Source organism: Ruegeria sp. SCP10 (assembly GCF_040329495.1).
Taxonomy (GTDB): Bacteria; Pseudomonadota; Alphaproteobacteria; order Rhodobacterales; family Rhodobacteraceae; genus Ruegeria.
Window position 1 is genome coordinate 1 of the sequence record NZ_JBDZYF010000001.1, and the last position, 17752, is coordinate 17752.

Consider the following 17752-nt stretch of genomic DNA (forward strand, 5'->3'; position numbering starts at 1 on the left):
CACACAGTGCACTGGGCTATCGCCCGCCAGCACCTGAAACCATCATCCCAATGGATTACAGGCCGATGATGCACTAACAATCAGGTTGGACCAGTCAGATGAGGCTGCTCACTATCGCTCATTGTTCCTTGCGATAATGTCTTAACTTTGTTCACTACTTCTTGCTTACTCATGTTTTGAGCATCCTTACGTAGAACGAACAAATCAGAGTAAGTTTCTTTTATAGCTTCTGCTAATACCGCATCGCCTTGTGTCTGATCTAAGAATCTAAAATAGCGATCCTTAGGTTTGCTATCAGAGTCTAAGAAATCCAGTTGCTTTAGCAGAGTGATAACGAGTCGATCAGCTGCAGATGAGAACCCGATGTTTGCAAGGTGTCGCGTAGTGAATCTTTCTGGGGCTTGCCCTGCTTGAATTTCCTTAAAAATGCTCTCTACGTTTTTAAAGCTAGTCAAATATGCTTTGGGAAGTGCCATAGTATCTCCTCGTTAATATGAGGAGATTGGCATCAAGGGTTTTCAATTTCTAGATGTTTGTTGAATCCAGTTTGGATTTGATACGAAGCGTCATGCCAACCATCCCACCCGCCCGGCAGCACCGCCGGGCCGCGCCGACCCGCCCCCATGGGGCGGCGCGTTTGCGCCACCCCTCGGGTCGGTCGCGGCCCTATGCGCCCTGTAGCCCGATGTACTAAAGTCTTCAAAATCAATTGGCTCTTGCCGTTTGTTCCTTCAAAATGCGTAACGTGAAAGCGCGAGGAGGCAGTGAGGCAGTGAGACAGTGAAGGCTTCATTGATTTGGAAAATCATTGCCATCGTCCTCGCAGCGGTTTTCCTGTATTTTTCTAGGGTCGTGACGCAAGGCGAAAGTGTTTGGCCCACTGTCGCAATCGTATTTCTTGTCAGCTTGGGATTTCTGTTTTCTGAGTTCAGGAAGAAATAGCCAAATCGCTTTTCGTCACAAGCGAGTGGCACTGTGACCCACCTCACAGCCCCAATCACCCCCTCCTGCTAAGATTGACCCAACGGAACCCTCGGTAGGAGGCGCAGATGTCCACATCCATGATCCCCATCATCGCCCTCGGGTCTGCGGGTCTTTATTCCGTGGCCATGATCGCAATGAAGTTCTGGTGGAAACTCCCCGGCGTGGGTCTTGGCCTGCTGATCGTCGCGACCTTGCTGGCCGGGGCTACACTGGAACTCGCCGCGCTGCGCGAGGAGCGTTTGGGCATTATCTACACCGGCATTCTGGGGGCCGAGGTTGTTCTGATCGCCATCGCCTCGTTCTTTCTGTTCGGCGAGAATTTTTCATACCGTGAAGCCTTCGGTATTAGCCTTGTCATCATCGGCACCGCGCTGGCCTGGGCCTGAGCGCGCCTGTTATCTAACGCCAATCTAAGCCCTTCATGAAGTTTCCTTTAGGTAAGTTGCAACCCGTCCTCACCCTCCCAATCTGTGGAACACGGGCCGCTGATGGCCTCAACCTCAGGGAGGAAAGCCCATGACCAGATTTATGACTGCCGGAGCAGCCGCTCTGGCCACGAGCCTCGCCCTCGGTACCGCTGCCGCCGCCGACACCACACCCGATCTGCGTGGAACTTGGACAGCCAGCCAAACCACCGTGTCGCCCTCGAATTCGGCCACCGGTGCTGCGCCGCGTTTCAACAAGTCGGAATGGGTGCTCGACATCAAGGTGCAACATGACAATGCGTTCTGGGGGCCCAGCATGTGGCGCCGCAGCGCCATGGATGATTGGACCATGTACGAAGCGACGGGTTCGATCAGTCAGGATGGCTCGGGCAAGATCGGCATCATCGAGAGTTCTGCCGAACCTACCACCGGAATCAACGCGCTGATCGATGCGCGATATGAGGATGGCAAGATCTACGCAGATTTCCGTAGCCTGCGGACTGGAACGACCTACAGCACTGTTCTGGAACGACAGGTGAACTGAAGCGTCTCCGGCCTGATCTATTGTAGGGGGTACCAGCTGCCCAAGCGGGCAGCGTTTAGTAGGTATTTATGATCAGGTCGGGACGCTTCTCAGAACCAAGCCCGCCTTGGTGGTCGGCCATCGATTCGGGCTCAACCAAGGCGGGATCAGTCAAGTTTCGGCTGCGGGTGGCCTTCGCACCTGCAGCATCGACTGGGTTTCGAGTGTTTTTCTTCGGTTCGGACTTTTCCACGCGCAAGCAGGCCAAGTTACAAAACTTCTCGATTTATCCACATCCTCCTCCCGGCGGATATCAACAGGTTATCCCCGTCTAATTTTCATGCTGCAGTGCTATTTTCTTGCTGGTTTCAGGCCGCAATGTAACAGTGAGATCACCGCAGCACTTCCTCGGAACAGGCAGCGGGGCGCAAGGGCCAGGGGGCCAACGCAGGATCGGGTGGATTTTAGGATTTGCTCGGGTTTGCAGGGGCTTACCTGTTGCTGACCGGTCGAGTTGGGTGTCAGATCCCGGGTCGATAGATCAGCTTCTCAAAATGGGTCTTGGGCGCTGTAACGGCCTTCGGGTCGAAGCGGCAGTCGCAGCTTCGAAAGGGGCTGAGGCAACTGGATTGGGGTGCCCCTTGGGGCGCGCTGAACCGGTAAGGCGTCAGGAGTGTCCGCAAGGACACATGCAAAGACCGCGTCTGCGCACCTGACGCCTTTTCCTATTCTGGTTCCATACAGGCCATCATCCAAGACCCCTTCGAATGGAAACGGGGTTCCTTCGTGTGAACGAAAGAACCCCGTCTTTGTGTCAGATAATGCAGTGCCGCGTCTATGCACCTGTAGCGCCAAGACTAGTGGTTCTGGATCAGAAGATCAACAATATGTTGATGAATTCTGGCGCGGCTCCGCAATATACTGGGCCTGTCAGATGTTCTCTTGAACCTCGGTGGCCGCATTCTGGATTGCATCCCCCGCGTTTTCGATATCTTTGCCCGCGCCTTTGGCGGTTTCGCAGGCGGTCAGGGCAAACAGGCTCAGGCCAATCAGGATTGCTCGGATCATATTCGTCTCCTTGGTGGTCGATCATGATTTCAGTAGCACCTTTTCCCAAGCGGGACCAGCATCAGCGGCGCTGTTCGTGGCAAAAGCGACAGGCCCGGTTGAATATGGCCTGACGCAACGCCAGCGATCAACAATCTCACAATCGGCCTGCGAAGTGAGGTGCACCCCTTGCAGCCCCCCAAAGGCAACACTAAGACTCGGGTAACACTTGTTGGGATACTCTCCCGATCCATAGCAAAGCAGGCAGGTTAAGAATGTTCGATCCAGTAGACACCTACATGAATACGCTTGTCCCCATGGTTGTTGAGCAGACCAGCCGGGGTGAGCGCGCCTATGACATTTTCTCACGCTTGCTGAAAGAGCGGATTATTTTCATCAACGGCCCGATCCATGACGGGATGAGCCATCTTGTGGTGGCGCAGCTGCTGCATCTTGAGGCGGAAAACCCGAACAAGGAAATCTCGATCTACATCAATTCGCCCGGCGGCGTGGTGACCAGTGGTTTGTCGATCTACGACACAATGCAGTACATCAAGCCGAAATGTTCGACATTGGTGATCGGTCAGGCGGCCTCGATGGGGTCGGTCCTGCTGGCCGGTGGCGAGAAGGGGATGCGCTTTTCGCTGCCCAACAGCCGCATCATGGTGCACCAGCCCAGCGGCGGCTATCAGGGTCAGGCCAGCGACATCATGATCCACGCGGCCGAGACGCAGAAACTGAAAGATCGCCTGTATGACATCTATGTGCGCCATACAGGGCAGACAAAAAAGGCGGTTGAAAAAGCGCTGGATCGTGACAATTTCATGAGCCCGGAAGAGGCGAAAGACTGGGGCCATATCGACGAGATCGTCGAGAACCGCGCCAAGATGGACACGGAAGAAGCCTAACAAACATGCCTGGCGCCATCGGCGTCGGGCGCATTTTTGAGATTGTAGCCGCCACAGTGCTGGCCTAAGCTGCATGAACATGCGCAAGCGCGGCCCCAAATAGGGGCAGTGGACGAAGCCCGAAAGGTAGATCATGGCGACGAATTCAGGCGGTGACAGCAAAAACACGCTCTACTGTAGCTTTTGTGGAAAAAGCCAGCATGAGGTGCGCAAGCTGATCGCAGGTCCGACCGTTTTCATCTGCGATGAATGTGTCGAGCTATGCATGGACATCATTCGGGAAGAGACCAAAGCCAGCGGGCTGAAATCCTCTGATGGGGTGCCAACACCCAAGGACATTTGTGAGGTGCTGGACGACTACGTCATCGGTCAGGCCACGGCAAAGCGTGTTCTCTCGGTTGCGGTCCATAATCACTACAAACGTCTGAATCACGCGCAAAAGGCCGGCGGCGATATTGAGCTGGCGAAATCCAACATCCTGTTGATCGGCCCAACGGGTTGCGGCAAGACATTGCTGGCCCAGACGCTGGCGCGCATTCTGGATGTCCCGTTCACCATGGCAGATGCAACCACTCTGACCGAGGCGGGCTATGTGGGTGAAGATGTCGAGAACATCATCCTCAAATTGCTGCAGGCCAGTGAGTATAATGTTGAACGCGCACAACGCGGGATCGTCTATATTGACGAGGTCGACAAGATCACGCGCAAATCAGAAAACCCATCGATCACGCGCGACGTCTCGGGCGAAGGGGTGCAGCAGGCGCTACTGAAGCTGATGGAAGGCACCGTTGCCAGTGTACCGCCTCAGGGCGGCCGCAAGCACCCGCAGCAGGAATTCCTGCAGGTGGACACGACCAACATCCTGTTTATCTGCGGTGGCGCTTTTGCAGGGCTGGACAAGATTATCGCACAGCGTGGCAAGGGCTCGGCCATGGGCTTTGGTGCTGATGTGCGCGACAATGATGATCGCGGCGTGGGTGAGATATTCAAGGATCTGGAACCCGAAGACCTGCTGAAATTCGGCCTGATCCCGGAATTTGTTGGCCGCTTGCCGGTTCTGGCGACTTTGGAAGACTTGGACGAAGACGCACTTGTCACAATTCTGACCAAGCCCAAGAACGCGTTGGTCAAGCAATATCAACGTCTCTTCGAACTCGAAGACGCCGAGTTGGCCTTTACCGATGATGCGTTGAAAGCGATTGCCAAAAAGGCGATCGAACGCAAGACCGGCGCGCGCGGGTTGCGATCGATCCTTGAAGATATCTTGCTGGACACGATGTTCGAACTACCGGGCATGAAGAACGTGACCGAGGTGGTCGTGAACGAAGAAGCCGTGACTTCTGTCGCACAACCTTTGATCATCTATGCCGAGACGGCAGAATCTGCGTCAGCTGGCTAAACGCTAGAGCTGCTGAGGGGCTTTGGCGGCCTTGTCGTCGTGGGGTGACATCGTCGCCTGATTGGCGCGGTTTCTTCTGTATCTGGCTAACAATTTCTCGGAGCGCGCGACAGAGCCTCGCTCACTCTCTCGACAGATAAGCCGCGCGCTCCATTCCCGCGAAAAGGTTAAATTGCAATGAAACGAATTTCTTCTGGTGGCGAATTCGAAGCCAAAGTTGGCTATTGCCGCGCTGTTGTCGCTGGGGGATGGGTGCATGTCGCCGGTACGGTTGGACAGGGCGAGGACGTTGCCGCTCAATGCAAATCCGCTTTGTCGATCATCGAAAAAGCGCTATCAGAGGCGGGCGCAGGGTTCTCGGACGTGGTGCGTGTAACGTACATTCTGCCCGATCGTCATGAGTTCGAAGCTTGCTGGCCCACACTGGCCGAAACATTTGGCGACAATCCACCCGCAGCTACCATGATCGAATGTGGCTTGATTGATCCGAAGTACCGGATCGAAATCGAAGTGACGGCATTCTTGCCTGACTAAGCAGATCGTACGGGCAGCACTGGACCTTGGCGCGCCTTTGGTCCATACCATTCCCGAGCACTTTGCCGGAGGCACCTGATGGGCATTCTGAACACTCTTCTGCGGGCCGTGACCTGGTGGAACGGGGCAACCCTGAACACCCAGATTTATACCGCGCGAAAAGGTGTGAAAGTTGGCGAAGACAACGAAGGCAACGTCTTCTATCGCAATGCGGATGACAGCAAACGCTGGGTGATTTTCAATGGCGAAGCCGAAGCCAGCCGCGTTGATCCAGATTGGCATGGCTGGTTGCACCGCACTTGGGATGAACCTCCGACAGATAAGCCGCTGCCCCATAAATCTTGGGAGAAACCGCATCAGGAAAACCTGACGGGCACCGCTCTGGCTTACACCCCGGCAGGATCGCTGCGCAGACCCGATCCGGTCGAGCGCAAAGACTATGAGGCCTGGAGCCCCGAATAACAGAGGCGAGCAATGTCGACCCACAATTGGACCGAAGTCATCGTCGGTGGTGCCGTTCTGGCGGTTGCCGTGTCATTTGGCGTTTACGCCAGCCAGTCGACGGGCCTGTCGCAAAGCAGCGCGGGTTATGAGCTGGGGGCCTCCTTCCGGTCGCTTGAAGGGGTCGGCGTGGGCACTGATGTGCGTTTGGCCGGGGTCAAGATCGGCACCGTAACCGACGTCGATCTGAACCCAGATACCTATCGCGCCGATACGACCTTTACGATTGCGGATGGGATCCTTGTTCCGGATGACAGCGCGATCGTGATCTCGTCCGAAGGTCTTCTGGGTGGCAATTTTGTTGAGGTCATGCCGGGCGGCTCACCGCTCTTTTTCGAGCCGGGGGACGAGATTGAAGATACCCAAGGCGCGGTTAGCCTGATTTCACTGCTGGTCAAATTCGTGGCCGGAGACAGCAGCGAATGAAGCATTCGGTGCTGATGGCGATGGCGTTCTGCGCAACGACTGCAACTGCGCAGCAGAAGGTCGAATCCGGCCCTGGTGCCATGTTGCGCGGCTTGGACAAAGTAAACGGCCAGACCATCGATATCGAAATGCAAAACGGCGATACCCAGCCCGTGTTTGGATTGGATGTGGCCTTGGGGGATTGCAGGTACCCGGCGGATAATCCCACAGGTGATGCGTTTGCCTATCTGACGATCTGGGAAAAAGGCAAAGCAGATCAGCTGTTTGACGGTTGGATGATTGCGACGTCACCGGCGCTGAACGCATTGGATCATGCGCGCTATGATGTCTGGGTGATCCGCTGTATCACACCATCCGCTGACTGAGGAATATCAGCGGAAAAATCAGCGCTTGCGTTGATCGCTTCCTCAAGTGCTTCACGATATGTACCGCGTGGAATTTCGATGGCGCCAAGCGAGGCAAGGTGAGTTGTCAAGAACTGCGTATCAAACAGTTTGAAACCCGTTTGTCTAAGCCGGTCGACCAGATAGGCCAGGGCGATTTTTGAGGCATCAGTACGCCTCGAAAACATGCTTTCGCCAAAGAAAGCCGCCCCCAACACGACGCCATAGACGCCGCCAACCAGCTTGTCGTTATCCCATACCTCAAGTGAATGGGCGTGACCTGTCATGTGTAGTTGATCATAAAGGTGTCGCAACTCGCCGTTGATCCAGGTATCCACCCGGTCTGCGCAGCCATCGACGACGCCGTTGAAATCCTGATCGATTGAGATGTCAAAGCCGGATCTACGCAGGCTCCGGGCCAGACTGCGCGAGATATGAAAGCCGTCCAGAGGGAACACGCCCCTGTATTTTGGGTCGACCCAGAACAGCTCAGGGTCATCCCGATGTTCTGCCATGGGAAAAATGCCGATGGAGTAGCCATGCAGCAAAAGTTCTGCAGTCAGGCTCATTAGAAAAACCCGAAGGCCGGAGGATTGGTTCCATCCGGCCTTCCAGACAGGTTAGTCTGCCATATTCTCCGCAAGCCAGTGCTCCAGCCAGTGGATGTTGTACTCACCGCTATGCAGGTCAGGTTCCTGCAGCAGCGCGTGGAACAGCGGCACGGTGGTGTCGATACCGTCAACGATCAACTCTCCCAATGCGCGTTCAAGGCGCGCCAGCGCCTCGGCCCGGTCGCGCCCCTGTACGATCAGCTTTGCGATTAGCGAGTCGTAGTAGGGCGGGATCGAATACCCGTCATACAGTGCCGAATCCATCCGCACGCCCAGACCGCCCGGCGCATGATAAGCCGTGATCTTACCGGGGCAGGGTGAGAAATTGGGCAGTTTCTCGGCATTGATCCGAACCTCGATGGCGTGGCCTTCGATTTCCAGATCGTCCTGAGTGAACGACATCGGCAAGCCCGAGGCGACGCGGATTTGCTCGCGCACAAGATCGACGCCGAAAATGCCTTCGGTTACCGGGTGTTCCACCTGCAGGCGGGTGTTCATCTCAATGAAATAGAACTCACCGTTTTCGTAGAGGAACTCGATGGTACCCGCGCCGATATAGTTGATCTTCGCCACGGCGTCGGCGCAGATCTTACCGATCCTGGCCCGTTCTTCTGGGGTGATGCTGGGGCCGGGGGCCTCTTCAAAGACTTTCTGGTGGCGGCGCTGCAACGAGCAATCGCGCTCGCCCAGATGCACGGCCTTGCCTTTGCCGTCGCCAAAAACCTGAATTTCGATATGGCGCGGTGTGGTAAGGTATTTTTCGATATAGACCTCGTCATTGCCAAAGGCGGCCTTGCCCTCGGCGCGTGCGGTCATGAAGGCGCTTTCCATCTCGTCGGCGTTCATCGCGACTTTCATGCCGCGTCCGCCACCGCCTGCGGTGGCTTTGATGATGACGGGATAGCCGAATTCCTCGCCGATCTTCTTGGCCGCGGCCAGATCAGGCACGCCGCCGTCCGAACCGGGAACACACGGCACACCCAGCGCCTTCATCGTGTCCTTGGCGGTGATCTTGTCGCCCATCACGCGGATATGTTCGGCGGTGGGGCCTATGAATGTGATGTCGTGGTCTTCGACGATCTGCACGAACTCGGCATTTTCGGACAGAAAGCCATAGCCAGGATGGATCGCCTGCGCGCCGGTGATCTCACAGGCCGAAATGATCGCGGGCATGGACAGGTAGCTTTGCGGGCTGGGCGGAGGGCCGATACAGACCGATTCGTCCGCCATGCGCACATGCATCGCGTCGCTGTCGGCGGTGGAGTGGACGGCGACCGTCTTAATCCCCATCTCGCGCGCGGCGCGGATGACGCGCAGGGCGATCTCGCCTCGGTTGGCAATCAGGATCTTGTCGAACATGGGCCCGCCTTACTCGATGATGACCAGAGGAGTACCGAATTCCACGGCGTCGCCATCGCCAACCAGGATGCGTTTGACGGTGCCCGATTTGGGCGCGTGGATGTGGTTCATGGTCTTCATCGCTTCGACGATCAGCAGCGTGTCACCTTCGGACACCGCTCCGCCGACGGAAATGAACGACGGCGCGCCGGGTTCGGCCTGCATGTAAACCGTACCCACCATGGGTGAGGTGACCGCGCCGGGGTGGCTGGCCGGGTCTTCTTGTGCAGCAGGGGCTTCGGCGGCAGCTGCAGCAGGGGCGGGTGCGGCGGCGGGGGCTGTCGGGGCGGCGGCAGGAACGGCGACCTGAACCGGCGCAGCGACTGCCTGTGTCATGCGACTGACGCGCACATTCAGGCTGTCTTCTTCGCCATACTCGCGTTTCACCTGCAATTCAGTCAGGTCGTTTTCGCGCAGCAATTCGGCCAGTGCCTTGATGAATGCTACATCTGCGTCGTGCTTGGTATCTGTCATGAGTGTCCTCGACGGTTCCCCTAGTGGCCCATCTAAACCTGCGGGCTTTGGTCTGATTACGCAGCGTTATAAGCTAAGCTTGGGGCCATGAAAAGCGCAGTCTGAGGCGGTAATTTAAGGAATTTGCGCGGGTAGAGTGCAGTCAGAGCGGCATGCCTGAAAGTTTCGCCACGAGCTCTGATAACTTGCGCGCGCCGAACTTTTCCAGCAGGCGTGCGCGGTAGGCTTCGATCGTGCGATAGCTGAGGCCGAGTTCGACACCGATTTCCTTGGCCGAGAGGCCGCGGCAGGACAGGATCGCCACTTCGCGTTCCCGCACGGTCAGTTCGACCAGGGGGCGTTCTTCCGAGATGTCTGAAAAGCTCCAAATACCATGACGGAATGGATCATCCGGTGTCAGCGACCTGCCGCGTGCGCGACACCAGAACAAATCGCCATTGCGTCGTCGCATCACCCGTTCATCGGTGTAATACCCGGTGTCCCGCATCACCTGCAAGCTGCGCGCGCCGATCCTTTCCCAATCCGCGACGGAGGGGTAGAGGTGAAGCAGAGGCATGTTGCGATAGTCGCTCTCACCCCCTCCGAAGGTCCGCGCAAACTGCAGATTGCAGCGCCGGATGATCCGGTTTTCCAGTTCAACCAGCCCAATTGGGGCATATTCGAAGGCGGGGTCACTCATCGTCATATCGTGCCGGGAATTGGTCGAAAATAGAAGAGGTCATGAGAATTTGCTGTGGATTTGAAGTGGGTGATTTACCGTTGCTTTTGTTAATCTTGTAAATCTTATCTGAAAACTCTGCCTTAACTACATTGCTTAACTAAGATATCTTGAAAATACTCAGCTGCGATTGAAAGCTTGGCGAGGGAGGAACCTTTGATGCGCGATACGCTTACCGGCAGCCGGATTCGCGAACGTCGTCAGATCTCCGGGCTCAGGCAATCCGAGCTTGCAAAGCGCGTTGGAATTTCGCCGTCATATCTGAATTTGATTGAACATAACCGCCGCAGGATCGGTGGAAAGCTTCTAGTCGATATTGCCGAAGCCTTGGATGTAGAGCCCTCGCTGCTGACCCAGGGGATCGAGGCGACGCTGATTTCTGCACTGCGAGAGGCCGCGGCAGATGCAGTCGGACAGCGGGCTGAGGTTGACGGGCTGGAGGAACTTGCCAGTCGCTTTCCTGGCTGGGCCGGCGTTCTGGCGCAAATGCATCAGCGCGTCGTGTCACTGGAACGCACGGTCGAAACGCTATCGGACCGATTGACACATGACCCGCATCTGGCCGCGTCGATGCATGAGGTTCTGACAACCGCTGCCGCCATTCGATCCACTGCATCCATTCTGGCGGACACGCAGGATATCGAAACCGAATGGCAGGACCGGTTTCACAAGAACCTACATCAGGATGCTGAACGCCTGGCCGAAAGCTCTAAGGCGCTGGTGTCTTATCTGGATGAAAGCGATGCGGCCAAGACCCCCCGTAGTGTCCCGCTGGAAGAGGTTGAGAGCTTTTTTGCAGCCCGAAACTACAGTTTTCCCGAACTCGAAGCGGGGGCAGGGGTTGAGAGTATTGCCCTAGACGGGCTGAACACCGCCACCGCCCGTTCTGTCGCCCAAGAGATTCTACGCTGGTGCGCAGAGGACGCGGTTGCGATACCGCTTGCCGAGTTAAAGCAAATTCTCGCTAAGGGCGAACCGGACCCTATCACGTTGGCGCAACGTTTCGCGGTCGATATCCCTACAGTTTTGCGACGTTTGGCCTTTGTGCCAGAGGAGGATTTGACGCGCCCTGCAGGGCTGGCCTTGTGCGATGCATCGGGCAGCGTCCTGTTCCTCAAACCGCTTCCCGGTTTCGTTATGCCGCGCCATGGCGAGGCTTGTCCATTGTGGCCCTTGTTCACCGCTCTCAGTCGTCCTCTGGTGCCGGTTCGAAAGCAAATCGCTCAGCTGGGGCGCAGTGCGGCTGAGTTCGAGTGCCATGCTTACGCCTGGCCTCATGCGGTGACCGGCTATGATCAGGACCCGGCTTATCGGTCGGTCATGCTGGTGCGACCGGTCGGGGAAGAGGGGGCATCGGCTTTGACCCATGTCGGGGCCAATTGCCGGGTGTGTCCCAGCCGAGATTGCACATCGCGGCGCGAGCCTTCGATTCTGAGCGAAGGTTTTTGACAGGTCGATGACTGACCGCTTAATCTGGCGGTGGCAGAGGGCCAAGAGCGCGATCTGCCATGGGGAGGAACTGAAAATATGAGCCGTAAGGTTCTGTTGATCGAGGATGAGCCGAACATCGCTGAGGCCATCCGCTTTTTGCTGACACGCGAAGGCTGGCAGGTTGAAACGCATGCCGAAGGGTCTGATGCGGTTCAGGTGATTCAGGCTGCAGCCCCGGATCTTGTCATCCTCGATGTCATGCTACCGGGAAAAAACGGCATGGATATTCTGCGCGACCTGCGCGAGTTGGACGGGATGCAACGCTTGCCGGTCTTGATGCTGACGGCACGCGGGCAATCCCGCGATCGGGAAATGGCGGAAAATGCCGGGGTTAGCCGCTTCATGACCAAACCGTTTTCAAATGCCGAGGTGCTGACTGCGGTGCGTGATCTACACGCTCAGGCCTCGCGGGCATGACCTCTGACAGCGACATAGACCAGATACCAAAGGGCAAACGGTCTTCGCTATTCCTTGGGCGGCAAAGCTACCGCCGTCGCAGACTGGCCGATGCCGCCCGGTTATTGCCGTTTCTGGGTGCGGCGCTTTTGGCACTGCCGCTGCTTTGGCCGGATCAGAGCGCGGGCGACGACGCTGTGCCGCTTTCATCGGCTATGCTGTATATTTTTGTGTGCTGGGGCGTGTTGATCGCGATTGGCCTGATCTTTGGCCTGACCGCTAGAGGGTTGGGCGTTCGCGACGATATTGGCGCGGACAAAGACTGATGGCGACGCCTAACATTCTAATATTGGTCAGCCTAGGCTACGTGGTGCTGCTGTTTGGTGTGGCCTTCGCAGCTGAGAGAATAGCCGAGGCGGGGCGAGGGAAATGGCTACGCTCGCCCCTAATCTACACGCTGTCCTTGTCGATCTATTGTACCGCCTGGACCTTTTACGGCGCGGTTGGCAATGCCGCGCGGTCCGGTCTGGAATACGTGACGATCTATCTGGGGCCGACGCTGGTGATGGTCAGTTGGTGGTGGGGATTGCGCAAGCTGGTGCGGGTTGCGCGCAGCCAGAGGGTGACCTCAATCGCCGACCTTCTGTCCTCCCGCTACGGAAAATCAAACACCCTTGCGGTCTGTGTCACCATTTTGGCGGTGCTTGCCGGTACGCCGTATATTGCCCTGCAACTTCAGTCGATCACCCTGTCGTTTTCGATATTTGTCGAAGCTGATCCATCTGGCCTATACCCAAGCGGATCAAATGTATTCTGGGTTGCGGCCGGTTTGGCTGTCTTCGCTATTCTATTCGGCACGCGAAATCTGGACGTGAACGAGCGTCATCATGGCGTTGTCACAGCGATTGCGGTGGAATCGGTGGTCAAATTGTTTGCCCTGATCGCCGTTGGTGTGTTTGTCGTCTGGGGCATTGCCGGTGGGATTGGCCCAATGATGGATCGGATTGATGCCTCGGAAATTGGCCAATGGAACATCGACGCAGGTCGCTGGACTGCGTTCATATTCCTGTCTGCGGCAGCCTTTGTCTGTCTGCCGCGCATGTTTCAAGTCATGGTCGTTGAAAATGACGATGAAGGCCATCTGAGGACAGCAGCTTGGGCGTTTCCCTTGTACCTGCTGCTGATGAGCCTGTTTGTTGTTCCCATTGCGGTCGTCGGGTTGGACCTTTTGCCGCCTGGTTCCAACCCTGATCTTTTTGTTCTGACGGTGCCGCTGTCACAGGGCAATGATTGGCTTGCCATGCTGTCCTTTATCGGTGGTTTTTCGTCGGCCACTTCGATGGTGATTATCACGGCGATGGCGCTGTCCACCATGGTATCGAACCAGATTGTCATGCCGATCTGGCTGAATACCCATGAACGGGTGGGATCTGTTCCTGGTGATGTACGGACCATTGTTTTGATGGCGCGTCGGGTTTCGATCGCTGCGGTCATGGCGCTGGGATATTTTTATTACAGCCTGATTGGCGATGGCGCGGCGCTGGCTTCGATCGGCTTGATTGCCTTTGCTGGGGTCTCGCAAATCCTGCCCGCCCTTGTGGGCGGATTGTTCTGGCGGGGGGCCACGCGCATCGGCGCTTTGGCCGGGCTGACGGTGGGATTTACGCTCTGGTGCTACACGCTGCTCTTGCCGGGGATGGGTGGGCTTTGGATGCCTCAATCGGTGATCGAGCAAGGCCCATTTGGTATCGGGTGGCTGCGTCCTCAGGCCCTCTTCGGAATCGAGGGGATGGACCCGATGGTCCACACCGTGATGTGGTCGATCTCTTTGAACACAATCGCTTTTTGCGTCGCGTCGCTTCTTAGCTTCCCCAGCCCGTTGGAGCGGTTGCAGGGGGCCCAGTTTGTGAATGTCTTTGACCATTCCGTTGCGCCGCGCGGCTGGGCGGGGTCGGTGGCGCAAAGCGAAGACTTGATGATCATGACCCAGCGTATTCTAGGCACCGGCCCCGCGCAGGCGTTCTTTCAGGCTGAATCCGAGCATCAGGGTGGGAGGTCACACCTGCCCGAGCCCACGCCGGGCTTCCTGAACCGGCTTGAACGTGAACTCAGCGGTTCGGTTGGTGCGGCCACGGCCCATGCCATGATTAGTCAGATCGTGGGAGGCACTTCAATTTCGGTCGAGGATTTGTTGGCTGTTGCGGACGAATCCGCTCAGTTGCTGGAATACTCCAGCCAGCTGGAGGTCAAGTCGGCAGAGCTAAGCCGGACCGCGCGGCAGCTGCGCGAAGCCAACACCAAGCTAACCCTTATGTCGGAACAAAAAGACAGCTTCCTGAGCCAGGTTAGCCATGAGCTGCGCACCCCGATGACCTCGATCCGGGCGTTTTCCGAAATCCTGCGCGACACCGCAGGGCTGAGCGCCGAGGAACAGACCAAATTTGCTGCAACCATTCATGATGAAGCCTTACGGCTAACCCGTTTGCTGGATGATCTGTTGGATCTGAGTGTGCTTGAAAATGGCCAGGTCAGCTTGAACATGAGCGATGGTAGCCTGCGTTCGGTGCTGGATCGTGCGGTTTCAACCGCGCTGGCCGGAGCATCGAAACCTCTGACAATCCGCCGAACACGCGCTTCGGAACGTATTCCGCTACACACTGACCTCGACCGCTTCGGGCAGGTTGTCATCAACCTGATTTCCAACGCGCAGAAATACTGCGATGCGGATGAGCCCGTTCTGACGATTTCGGCCCATGATATCGGGGGACGCGTGGTGATTGATTTCGTTGACAATGGCAGCGGCATTCCGGTCGACGCCCAATCGTTGGTGTTCGAGAAATTTGCGCGCATCGGGATCGACAAGGCCGGCGGGGCGGGGCTGGGGCTGGCGATCTGTCGCGAGATCATGCAGCGGCTTGGTGGCGAGATCAGTTATCTGCCGGGGCAGGGCGGAGCTGCGTTCCGGGTCAGCCTGCCGTTGGCCTATCAACAAGCGGCGCAATAAGGGCGGATAAAGAACTTCGTAACACTCACCGGGTTACATCAAGGGTCAGAGGCTCGAACAATTGGTGAGTTTTGGTCATGTCAGAGGCAGGGAACACCGCGCTGTTACGCAAGCTGTCAGCGGGGCGCGAGGATTTGAAGAACCGGCCGCGTTCAGTGCTGCGCGCACTGCGTCTGGGATTCGCGCGGGCAGCAGCAGATCGGCTGAACCTGCCCCTTGCAGTGATTGGCGCAAAGCAATCACTGCAGCCTGCCAATGATCTGGTCGATGCGGTTGGCGATGATTGGCTGCTGTTGTTCCTGAAAGGGCCAGATGGATTTGCAGCCGCCTGCCTTGATCCAAATGCAGTGTCGGCCATTTTGCAGACCCAGACCATTGGTCAGGTCATCGAAACTGCGCCGGAGGCGCGCGCGTTCACGAATACGGATGCGGCAATGACGGCACCGCTGCTGGAAGCTGCGCTGGCCAAGGCGGCTGAACTGGCAGAAAATGCATCGGATGATGTGGGGCTGATCGGTTATGAATACATGTCTCGTGCGCAAGATTTGCGATCCGTCTGCCTGACACTGGTTGAAGATATGTATTGCGGGTTCGAACTGACGGTCGACCTGGCAGGTGGCATACGGCAGGGACATATCTGCGTTTTGTTGCCACAAAAGTCATCCCCCGTAGAGGATTGCCTGATCCCCGAAGCGGATGACGGGCCCAGCCTGGAGCAATCTTCGGGCGTTGTCCGGGCCGAATTGAACGCCGTTTTATGTCGCATGAATGTGCCACTGTCTGATCTTTCAGGCCTTGGCGCTGGGGATATTCTGCCGCTGCAACATGCGCGCATCGACCGGACAGAAATTCTGGCCATCGATCGGTCGCGGACTGCGGTTGGGCGGCTTGGTCAATGTGGCGGCTTGCGTGCGGTGCGGATTAACGAACAGGCCCCTTTGGCGGCGTTATCCGATATTGAGACGCAGGAATTTATCGAAAGCCGGGCAGCTTCGGCCAGTCAAAACGCACCTGATATGCCATCCGGCGCCCAAGCCGTCGATGTCACAGACTATCGCGCTGGTCCGGACACTCTGGAAGCCCAAGAGGGTGATCTGAGTTTTGAGAACTCGGAACAAATGGTGGCTGAGATTTCGCAGCTGGCGGGGCTAAGCGGCCCCGATGATGTGAGTTAGCCGTTTGGATATAACTGAACCCTAGTCCACAGCCTTGCGCATATGATCCAATGCCGGACGCAGGTTTTCCAGCTGGTAGCCTGCGCGTGTAGTGGCATTTAGAATGTCGTCGGTGCTCATTCGGTCGCATTGCCCCAAGGCCCATACGACCGAACACCGCGTGCCAGATGCGCAATAGGCTAACACCGGTCCACCACAAGCTTCGGCCATATCCCTTTGCCGAGCCACGTTTTCGGGCGTCATGGTCTGATGGGTCAGTTCCAGAACCTCATACTCCAACCCGGCTGCGCGCACGGCCTTGCCGATGGCGTCGGATTGCATGTCCGAGGGAACCTCGGCGTTGGGTCGGTTGCAAATTACCTTGACGAACCCGGCTTGGGCGATGGCGGGCACATCCTCAACCGTGATCTGAGGCGAGACGGCGTAGCGGGGGGTAATTGGGCGAATCTCCATGCCAAATCCTTAGGTTGGGTTTGCGGCCCTGTCTAGCTGTGCGCCAAGGCCAGGTGCGATGAACATTCCTGTGATCATCGCCAGCATAAATAGCAATCCGCCGAGGCCCCCATAACTTAGCGAAGCCATTGCGGGCCCGGGGCACAGCCCAACAAGCCCCCAGCCCATGCCAAACAGCGCAGAGCCGATGATCAGGCGACGGTCCGGTTCGGGGCGTGGAGGTGCTGGAAACTGGCCGCCAACGATGGGTTGCCGTCCGCTGGTCATCCGCCAGGCGATCAGCATAGGCAGGATGGCCCCACCCATCACAAAGGCAAGCGTCGGGTCCCAGGCGCCGAACAGATCCAGCCAACCCTGAACCTTAGTTGTGTCGGTCATGCCTGAAACCAGTAGGCCGGTGCCAAACAAAGCCCCTGCGATCAAAGCGATCAGGATGCGCATCAGATGACCCCCAGCATGTGCCGCAGGGCCAAAACGGTCAGCGCACCGGCTGCGATGTAAATCAGTGTTGCCACAATGCCGCGCAGTGAGAACCGAGAGATGCCGCATACGCCGTGGCCAGAGGTGCAACCATTTGCGATGCGGGTCCCGACACCCACTAGCAGCCCTGCGATCACGACCAGCAGCAGATTTCCGGTCAGATGCGTTTCAGATTGTGGTGCGATCAATGGGCGCATCAGCAGGGGCATTCCGATTAAGCCGACAATAAATGCCAGACGCTCGGCGATCTCGTTGCGCGCGCTGCCGTCGACCAGCCCTCCCAGTATACCGCTGGCCCCCATGACGCGGCCATTGCCGAGCAGATACACCGCACCGCCAAGGCCAATCAGCAGACCGCCCATAAGGCCCATCACCCAAGATGCGTCCATATCCGATACGTCCTTAATGTTGATGTCGCAGTG

General features: G+C 57.1%; 22 protein-coding genes. 13 read left to right on the plus strand and 9 right to left on the minus strand.

Annotated elements, in window-relative coordinates; translation table 11 throughout:
- Positions 1-80: 80 nt before the first annotated feature.
- Positions 81-476, minus strand: coding sequence for a DUF5343 domain-containing protein (locus tag ABLN87_RS00005; RefSeq protein ID WP_353006156.1), 396 nt, complete (start codon positions 474-476; stop codon positions 81-83).
- 573 nt (positions 477-1049) lie between these two features.
- Here ABLN87_RS00005 and ABLN87_RS00010 point away from each other — a divergent pair.
- Both ABLN87_RS00010 and ABLN87_RS00015 read left to right on the plus strand, forming a co-directional pair.
- Positions 1050-1370 (plus strand): hypothetical protein, encoded by a 321-nt coding sequence (locus ABLN87_RS00010; protein WP_353006158.1) that lies wholly within the window; start codon positions 1050-1052, stop codon positions 1368-1370.
- A 130-nt stretch (positions 1371-1500) separates the two neighbouring features.
- Entirely contained in the window at positions 1501-1953 is a 453-nt protein-coding gene (locus ABLN87_RS00015; protein ID WP_353006161.1) for a hypothetical protein, read from the plus strand.
- A 909-nt stretch (positions 1954-2862) separates the two neighbouring features.
- On the opposite strand, the gene ABLN87_RS00020 is transcribed toward ABLN87_RS00015, so the two are convergent.
- A complete protein-coding gene (locus ABLN87_RS00020) occupies positions 2863-3000 on the minus strand; it encodes an entericidin A/B family lipoprotein (protein ID WP_353006163.1) in 138 nt (45 codons plus the stop codon).
- Between the two features lie 254 nt (positions 3001-3254).
- On the opposite strand from ABLN87_RS00020, the gene ABLN87_RS00025 reads away from it, so the two are divergent.
- The 6 genes from ABLN87_RS00025 (at position 3255) to ABLN87_RS00050 (ending at position 7112) form a co-directional block, all read left to right on the plus strand.
- Positions 3255-3887 (plus strand): ATP-dependent Clp protease proteolytic subunit, encoded by a 633-nt coding sequence (locus ABLN87_RS00025; RefSeq protein ID WP_170530866.1) that lies wholly within the window; start codon positions 3255-3257, stop codon positions 3885-3887.
- Positions 3888-4020: 133 nt separating this feature from the next.
- Positions 4021-5286 carry an ATP-dependent Clp protease ATP-binding subunit ClpX gene (clpX, locus tag ABLN87_RS00030; protein WP_353006165.1) on the plus strand — a complete coding sequence of 422 codons (1266 nt, stop codon included), beginning with the start codon at positions 4021-4023 and terminating at the stop codon, positions 5284-5286.
- A 177-nt stretch (positions 5287-5463) separates the two neighbouring features.
- Positions 5464-5820, plus strand: a complete 357-nt coding sequence (locus tag ABLN87_RS00035; protein ID WP_353006167.1) for a RidA family protein — start codon at positions 5464-5466, stop codon at positions 5818-5820.
- 78 nt (positions 5821-5898) lie between these two features.
- On the plus strand, positions 5899-6282 hold the full coding sequence (locus ABLN87_RS00040) for an NADH:ubiquinone oxidoreductase subunit NDUFA12 (protein ID WP_170530861.1): 384 nt from the start codon (positions 5899-5901) through the stop codon (positions 6280-6282).
- A gap of 12 nt (positions 6283-6294) precedes the next feature.
- Complete coding sequence (mlaD, locus tag ABLN87_RS00045; protein ID WP_353006169.1) at positions 6295-6747, plus strand: outer membrane lipid asymmetry maintenance protein MlaD; 453 nt, start codon at positions 6295-6297, stop codon at positions 6745-6747.
- Entirely contained in the window at positions 6744-7112 is a 369-nt protein-coding gene (locus ABLN87_RS00050; RefSeq protein WP_353006171.1) for a DUF2155 domain-containing protein, read from the plus strand. Before mlaD ends, ABLN87_RS00050 begins: the two co-directional genes overlap by 4 nt.
- Here the strand turns inward: ABLN87_RS00050 and aat are convergent.
- The 4 genes from aat to ABLN87_RS00070 all read right to left on the minus strand — a co-directional run bounded on the left by aat (position 7067) and on the right by ABLN87_RS00070 (position 10292).
- Complete coding sequence (gene aat / locus ABLN87_RS00055) at positions 7067-7699, minus strand: leucyl/phenylalanyl-tRNA--protein transferase (RefSeq protein WP_353006173.1); 633 nt, start codon at positions 7697-7699, stop codon at positions 7067-7069. The two genes, ABLN87_RS00050 and aat, sit on opposite strands and share 46 nt — an antisense overlap.
- A gap of 51 nt (positions 7700-7750) precedes the next feature.
- The gene (gene accC, locus ABLN87_RS00060) at positions 7751-9100 is read right to left on the minus strand and encodes an acetyl-CoA carboxylase biotin carboxylase subunit (protein WP_353006175.1); all 1350 of its coding nucleotides are present in this window, start codon (positions 9098-9100) and stop codon (positions 7751-7753) included.
- Positions 9101-9109: 9 nt separating this feature from the next.
- Positions 9110-9613, minus strand: coding sequence for an acetyl-CoA carboxylase biotin carboxyl carrier protein (accB, locus tag ABLN87_RS00065; RefSeq protein WP_353006177.1), 504 nt, complete (start codon positions 9611-9613; stop codon positions 9110-9112).
- Between the two features lie 142 nt (positions 9614-9755).
- The gene (locus ABLN87_RS00070; RefSeq protein WP_353006179.1) at positions 9756-10292 is read right to left on the minus strand and encodes a LuxR C-terminal-related transcriptional regulator; all 537 of its coding nucleotides are present in this window, start codon (positions 10290-10292) and stop codon (positions 9756-9758) included.
- Positions 10293-10490: 198 nt separating this feature from the next.
- Here ABLN87_RS00070 and ABLN87_RS00075 point away from each other — a divergent pair, with 198 nt between their 5' ends.
- The 5 genes from ABLN87_RS00075 (at position 10491) to ABLN87_RS00095 (ending at position 16397) form a co-directional block, all read left to right on the plus strand.
- The gene (locus tag ABLN87_RS00075; protein WP_353006181.1) at positions 10491-11780 is read left to right on the plus strand and encodes a helix-turn-helix domain-containing protein; all 1290 of its coding nucleotides are present in this window, start codon (positions 10491-10493) and stop codon (positions 11778-11780) included.
- Positions 11781-11858: 78 nt separating this feature from the next.
- Complete coding sequence (locus ABLN87_RS00080) at positions 11859-12239, plus strand: response regulator transcription factor (protein WP_353006183.1); 381 nt, start codon at positions 11859-11861, stop codon at positions 12237-12239.
- Positions 12236-12544, plus strand: a complete 309-nt coding sequence (locus tag ABLN87_RS00085; protein WP_353006185.1) for a hypothetical protein — start codon at positions 12236-12238, stop codon at positions 12542-12544. Before ABLN87_RS00080 ends, ABLN87_RS00085 begins: the two co-directional genes overlap by 4 nt.
- Positions 12544-15222: an ATP-binding protein gene (locus ABLN87_RS00090; protein ID WP_353006187.1), complete on the plus strand. Its 2679-nt coding sequence runs from the start codon at positions 12544-12546 to the stop codon at positions 15220-15222. The genes ABLN87_RS00085 and ABLN87_RS00090 overlap by 1 nt, the downstream gene beginning before the upstream one ends.
- A 77-nt stretch (positions 15223-15299) precedes the next feature.
- Positions 15300-16397, plus strand: a complete 1098-nt coding sequence (locus ABLN87_RS00095) for a FliM/FliN family flagellar motor C-terminal domain-containing protein (RefSeq protein ID WP_353006189.1) — start codon at positions 15300-15302, stop codon at positions 16395-16397.
- A 21-nt stretch (positions 16398-16418) separates the two neighbouring features.
- Here ABLN87_RS00095 and ABLN87_RS00100 read toward each other — a convergent pair whose 3' ends face one another.
- Genes ABLN87_RS00100 through ABLN87_RS00110 form a run of 3 tightly spaced genes read right to left on the minus strand, consistent with a single transcriptional unit; the run spans position 16419 to position 17719 of the window.
- Positions 16419-16850: a TIGR01244 family sulfur transferase gene (locus ABLN87_RS00100; protein WP_353006191.1), complete on the minus strand. Its 432-nt coding sequence runs from the start codon at positions 16848-16850 to the stop codon at positions 16419-16421.
- 9 nt (positions 16851-16859) lie between these two features.
- The gene (locus ABLN87_RS00105; protein ID WP_353006193.1) at positions 16860-17291 is read right to left on the minus strand and encodes a DUF6691 family protein; all 432 of its coding nucleotides are present in this window, start codon (positions 17289-17291) and stop codon (positions 16860-16862) included.
- On the minus strand, positions 17291-17719 hold the full coding sequence (locus tag ABLN87_RS00110) for a YeeE/YedE family protein (protein WP_353006195.1): 429 nt from the start codon (positions 17717-17719) through the stop codon (positions 17291-17293). Before ABLN87_RS00110 ends, ABLN87_RS00105 begins: the two co-directional genes overlap by 1 nt.
- Positions 17720-17752 lie beyond the last annotated feature (33 nt).

Coding starts and splice junctions, on each gene's coding strand:
- ABLN87_RS00050 (WP_353006171.1), top strand. CDS start 6,744: ATGAAGCATTCGGTGCTGATGGCGATGGCGTTCTGCGCAACGACTGCA.
- accC (WP_353006175.1), bottom strand. CDS start 9,100: ATGTTCGACAAGATCCTGATTGCCAACCGAGGCGAGATCGCCCTGCGC.
- ABLN87_RS00005 (WP_353006156.1), bottom strand. CDS start 476: ATGGCACTTCCCAAAGCATATTTGACTAGCTTTAAAAACGTAGAGAGC.
- ABLN87_RS00095 (WP_353006189.1), top strand. CDS start 15,300: ATGTCAGAGGCAGGGAACACCGCGCTGTTACGCAAGCTGTCAGCGGGG.
- accB (WP_353006177.1), bottom strand. CDS start 9,613: ATGACAGATACCAAGCACGACGCAGATGTAGCATTCATCAAGGCACTG.
- ABLN87_RS00070 (WP_353006179.1), bottom strand. CDS start 10,292: ATGAGTGACCCCGCCTTCGAATATGCCCCAATTGGGCTGGTTGAACTG.
- clpX (WP_353006165.1), top strand. CDS start 4,021: ATGGCGACGAATTCAGGCGGTGACAGCAAAAACACGCTCTACTGTAGC.
- ABLN87_RS00080 (WP_353006183.1), top strand. CDS start 11,859: ATGAGCCGTAAGGTTCTGTTGATCGAGGATGAGCCGAACATCGCTGAG.
- ABLN87_RS00015 (WP_353006161.1), top strand. CDS start 1,501: ATGACCAGATTTATGACTGCCGGAGCAGCCGCTCTGGCCACGAGCCTC.
- ABLN87_RS00100 (WP_353006191.1), bottom strand. CDS start 16,850: ATGGAGATTCGCCCAATTACCCCCCGCTACGCCGTCTCGCCTCAGATC.
- ABLN87_RS00075 (WP_353006181.1), top strand. CDS start 10,491: ATGCGCGATACGCTTACCGGCAGCCGGATTCGCGAACGTCGTCAGATC.
- ABLN87_RS00085 (WP_353006185.1), top strand. CDS start 12,236: ATGACCTCTGACAGCGACATAGACCAGATACCAAAGGGCAAACGGTCT.
- ABLN87_RS00020 (WP_353006163.1), bottom strand. CDS start 3,000: ATGATCCGAGCAATCCTGATTGGCCTGAGCCTGTTTGCCCTGACCGCC.
- ABLN87_RS00105 (WP_353006193.1), bottom strand. CDS start 17,291: ATGCGCATCCTGATCGCTTTGATCGCAGGGGCTTTGTTTGGCACCGGC.
- ABLN87_RS00110 (WP_353006195.1), bottom strand. CDS start 17,719: ATGGACGCATCTTGGGTGATGGGCCTTATGGGCGGTCTGCTGATTGGC.
- ABLN87_RS00025 (WP_170530866.1), top strand. CDS start 3,255: ATGTTCGATCCAGTAGACACCTACATGAATACGCTTGTCCCCATGGTT.
- ABLN87_RS00040 (WP_170530861.1), top strand. CDS start 5,899: ATGGGCATTCTGAACACTCTTCTGCGGGCCGTGACCTGGTGGAACGGG.
- ABLN87_RS00090 (WP_353006187.1), top strand. CDS start 12,544: ATGGCGACGCCTAACATTCTAATATTGGTCAGCCTAGGCTACGTGGTG.
- aat (WP_353006173.1), bottom strand. CDS start 7,699: ATGAGCCTGACTGCAGAACTTTTGCTGCATGGCTACTCCATCGGCATT.
- ABLN87_RS00010 (WP_353006158.1), top strand. CDS start 1,050: ATGTCCACATCCATGATCCCCATCATCGCCCTCGGGTCTGCGGGTCTT.
- mlaD (WP_353006169.1), top strand. CDS start 6,295: ATGTCGACCCACAATTGGACCGAAGTCATCGTCGGTGGTGCCGTTCTG.
- ABLN87_RS00035 (WP_353006167.1), top strand. CDS start 5,464: ATGAAACGAATTTCTTCTGGTGGCGAATTCGAAGCCAAAGTTGGCTAT.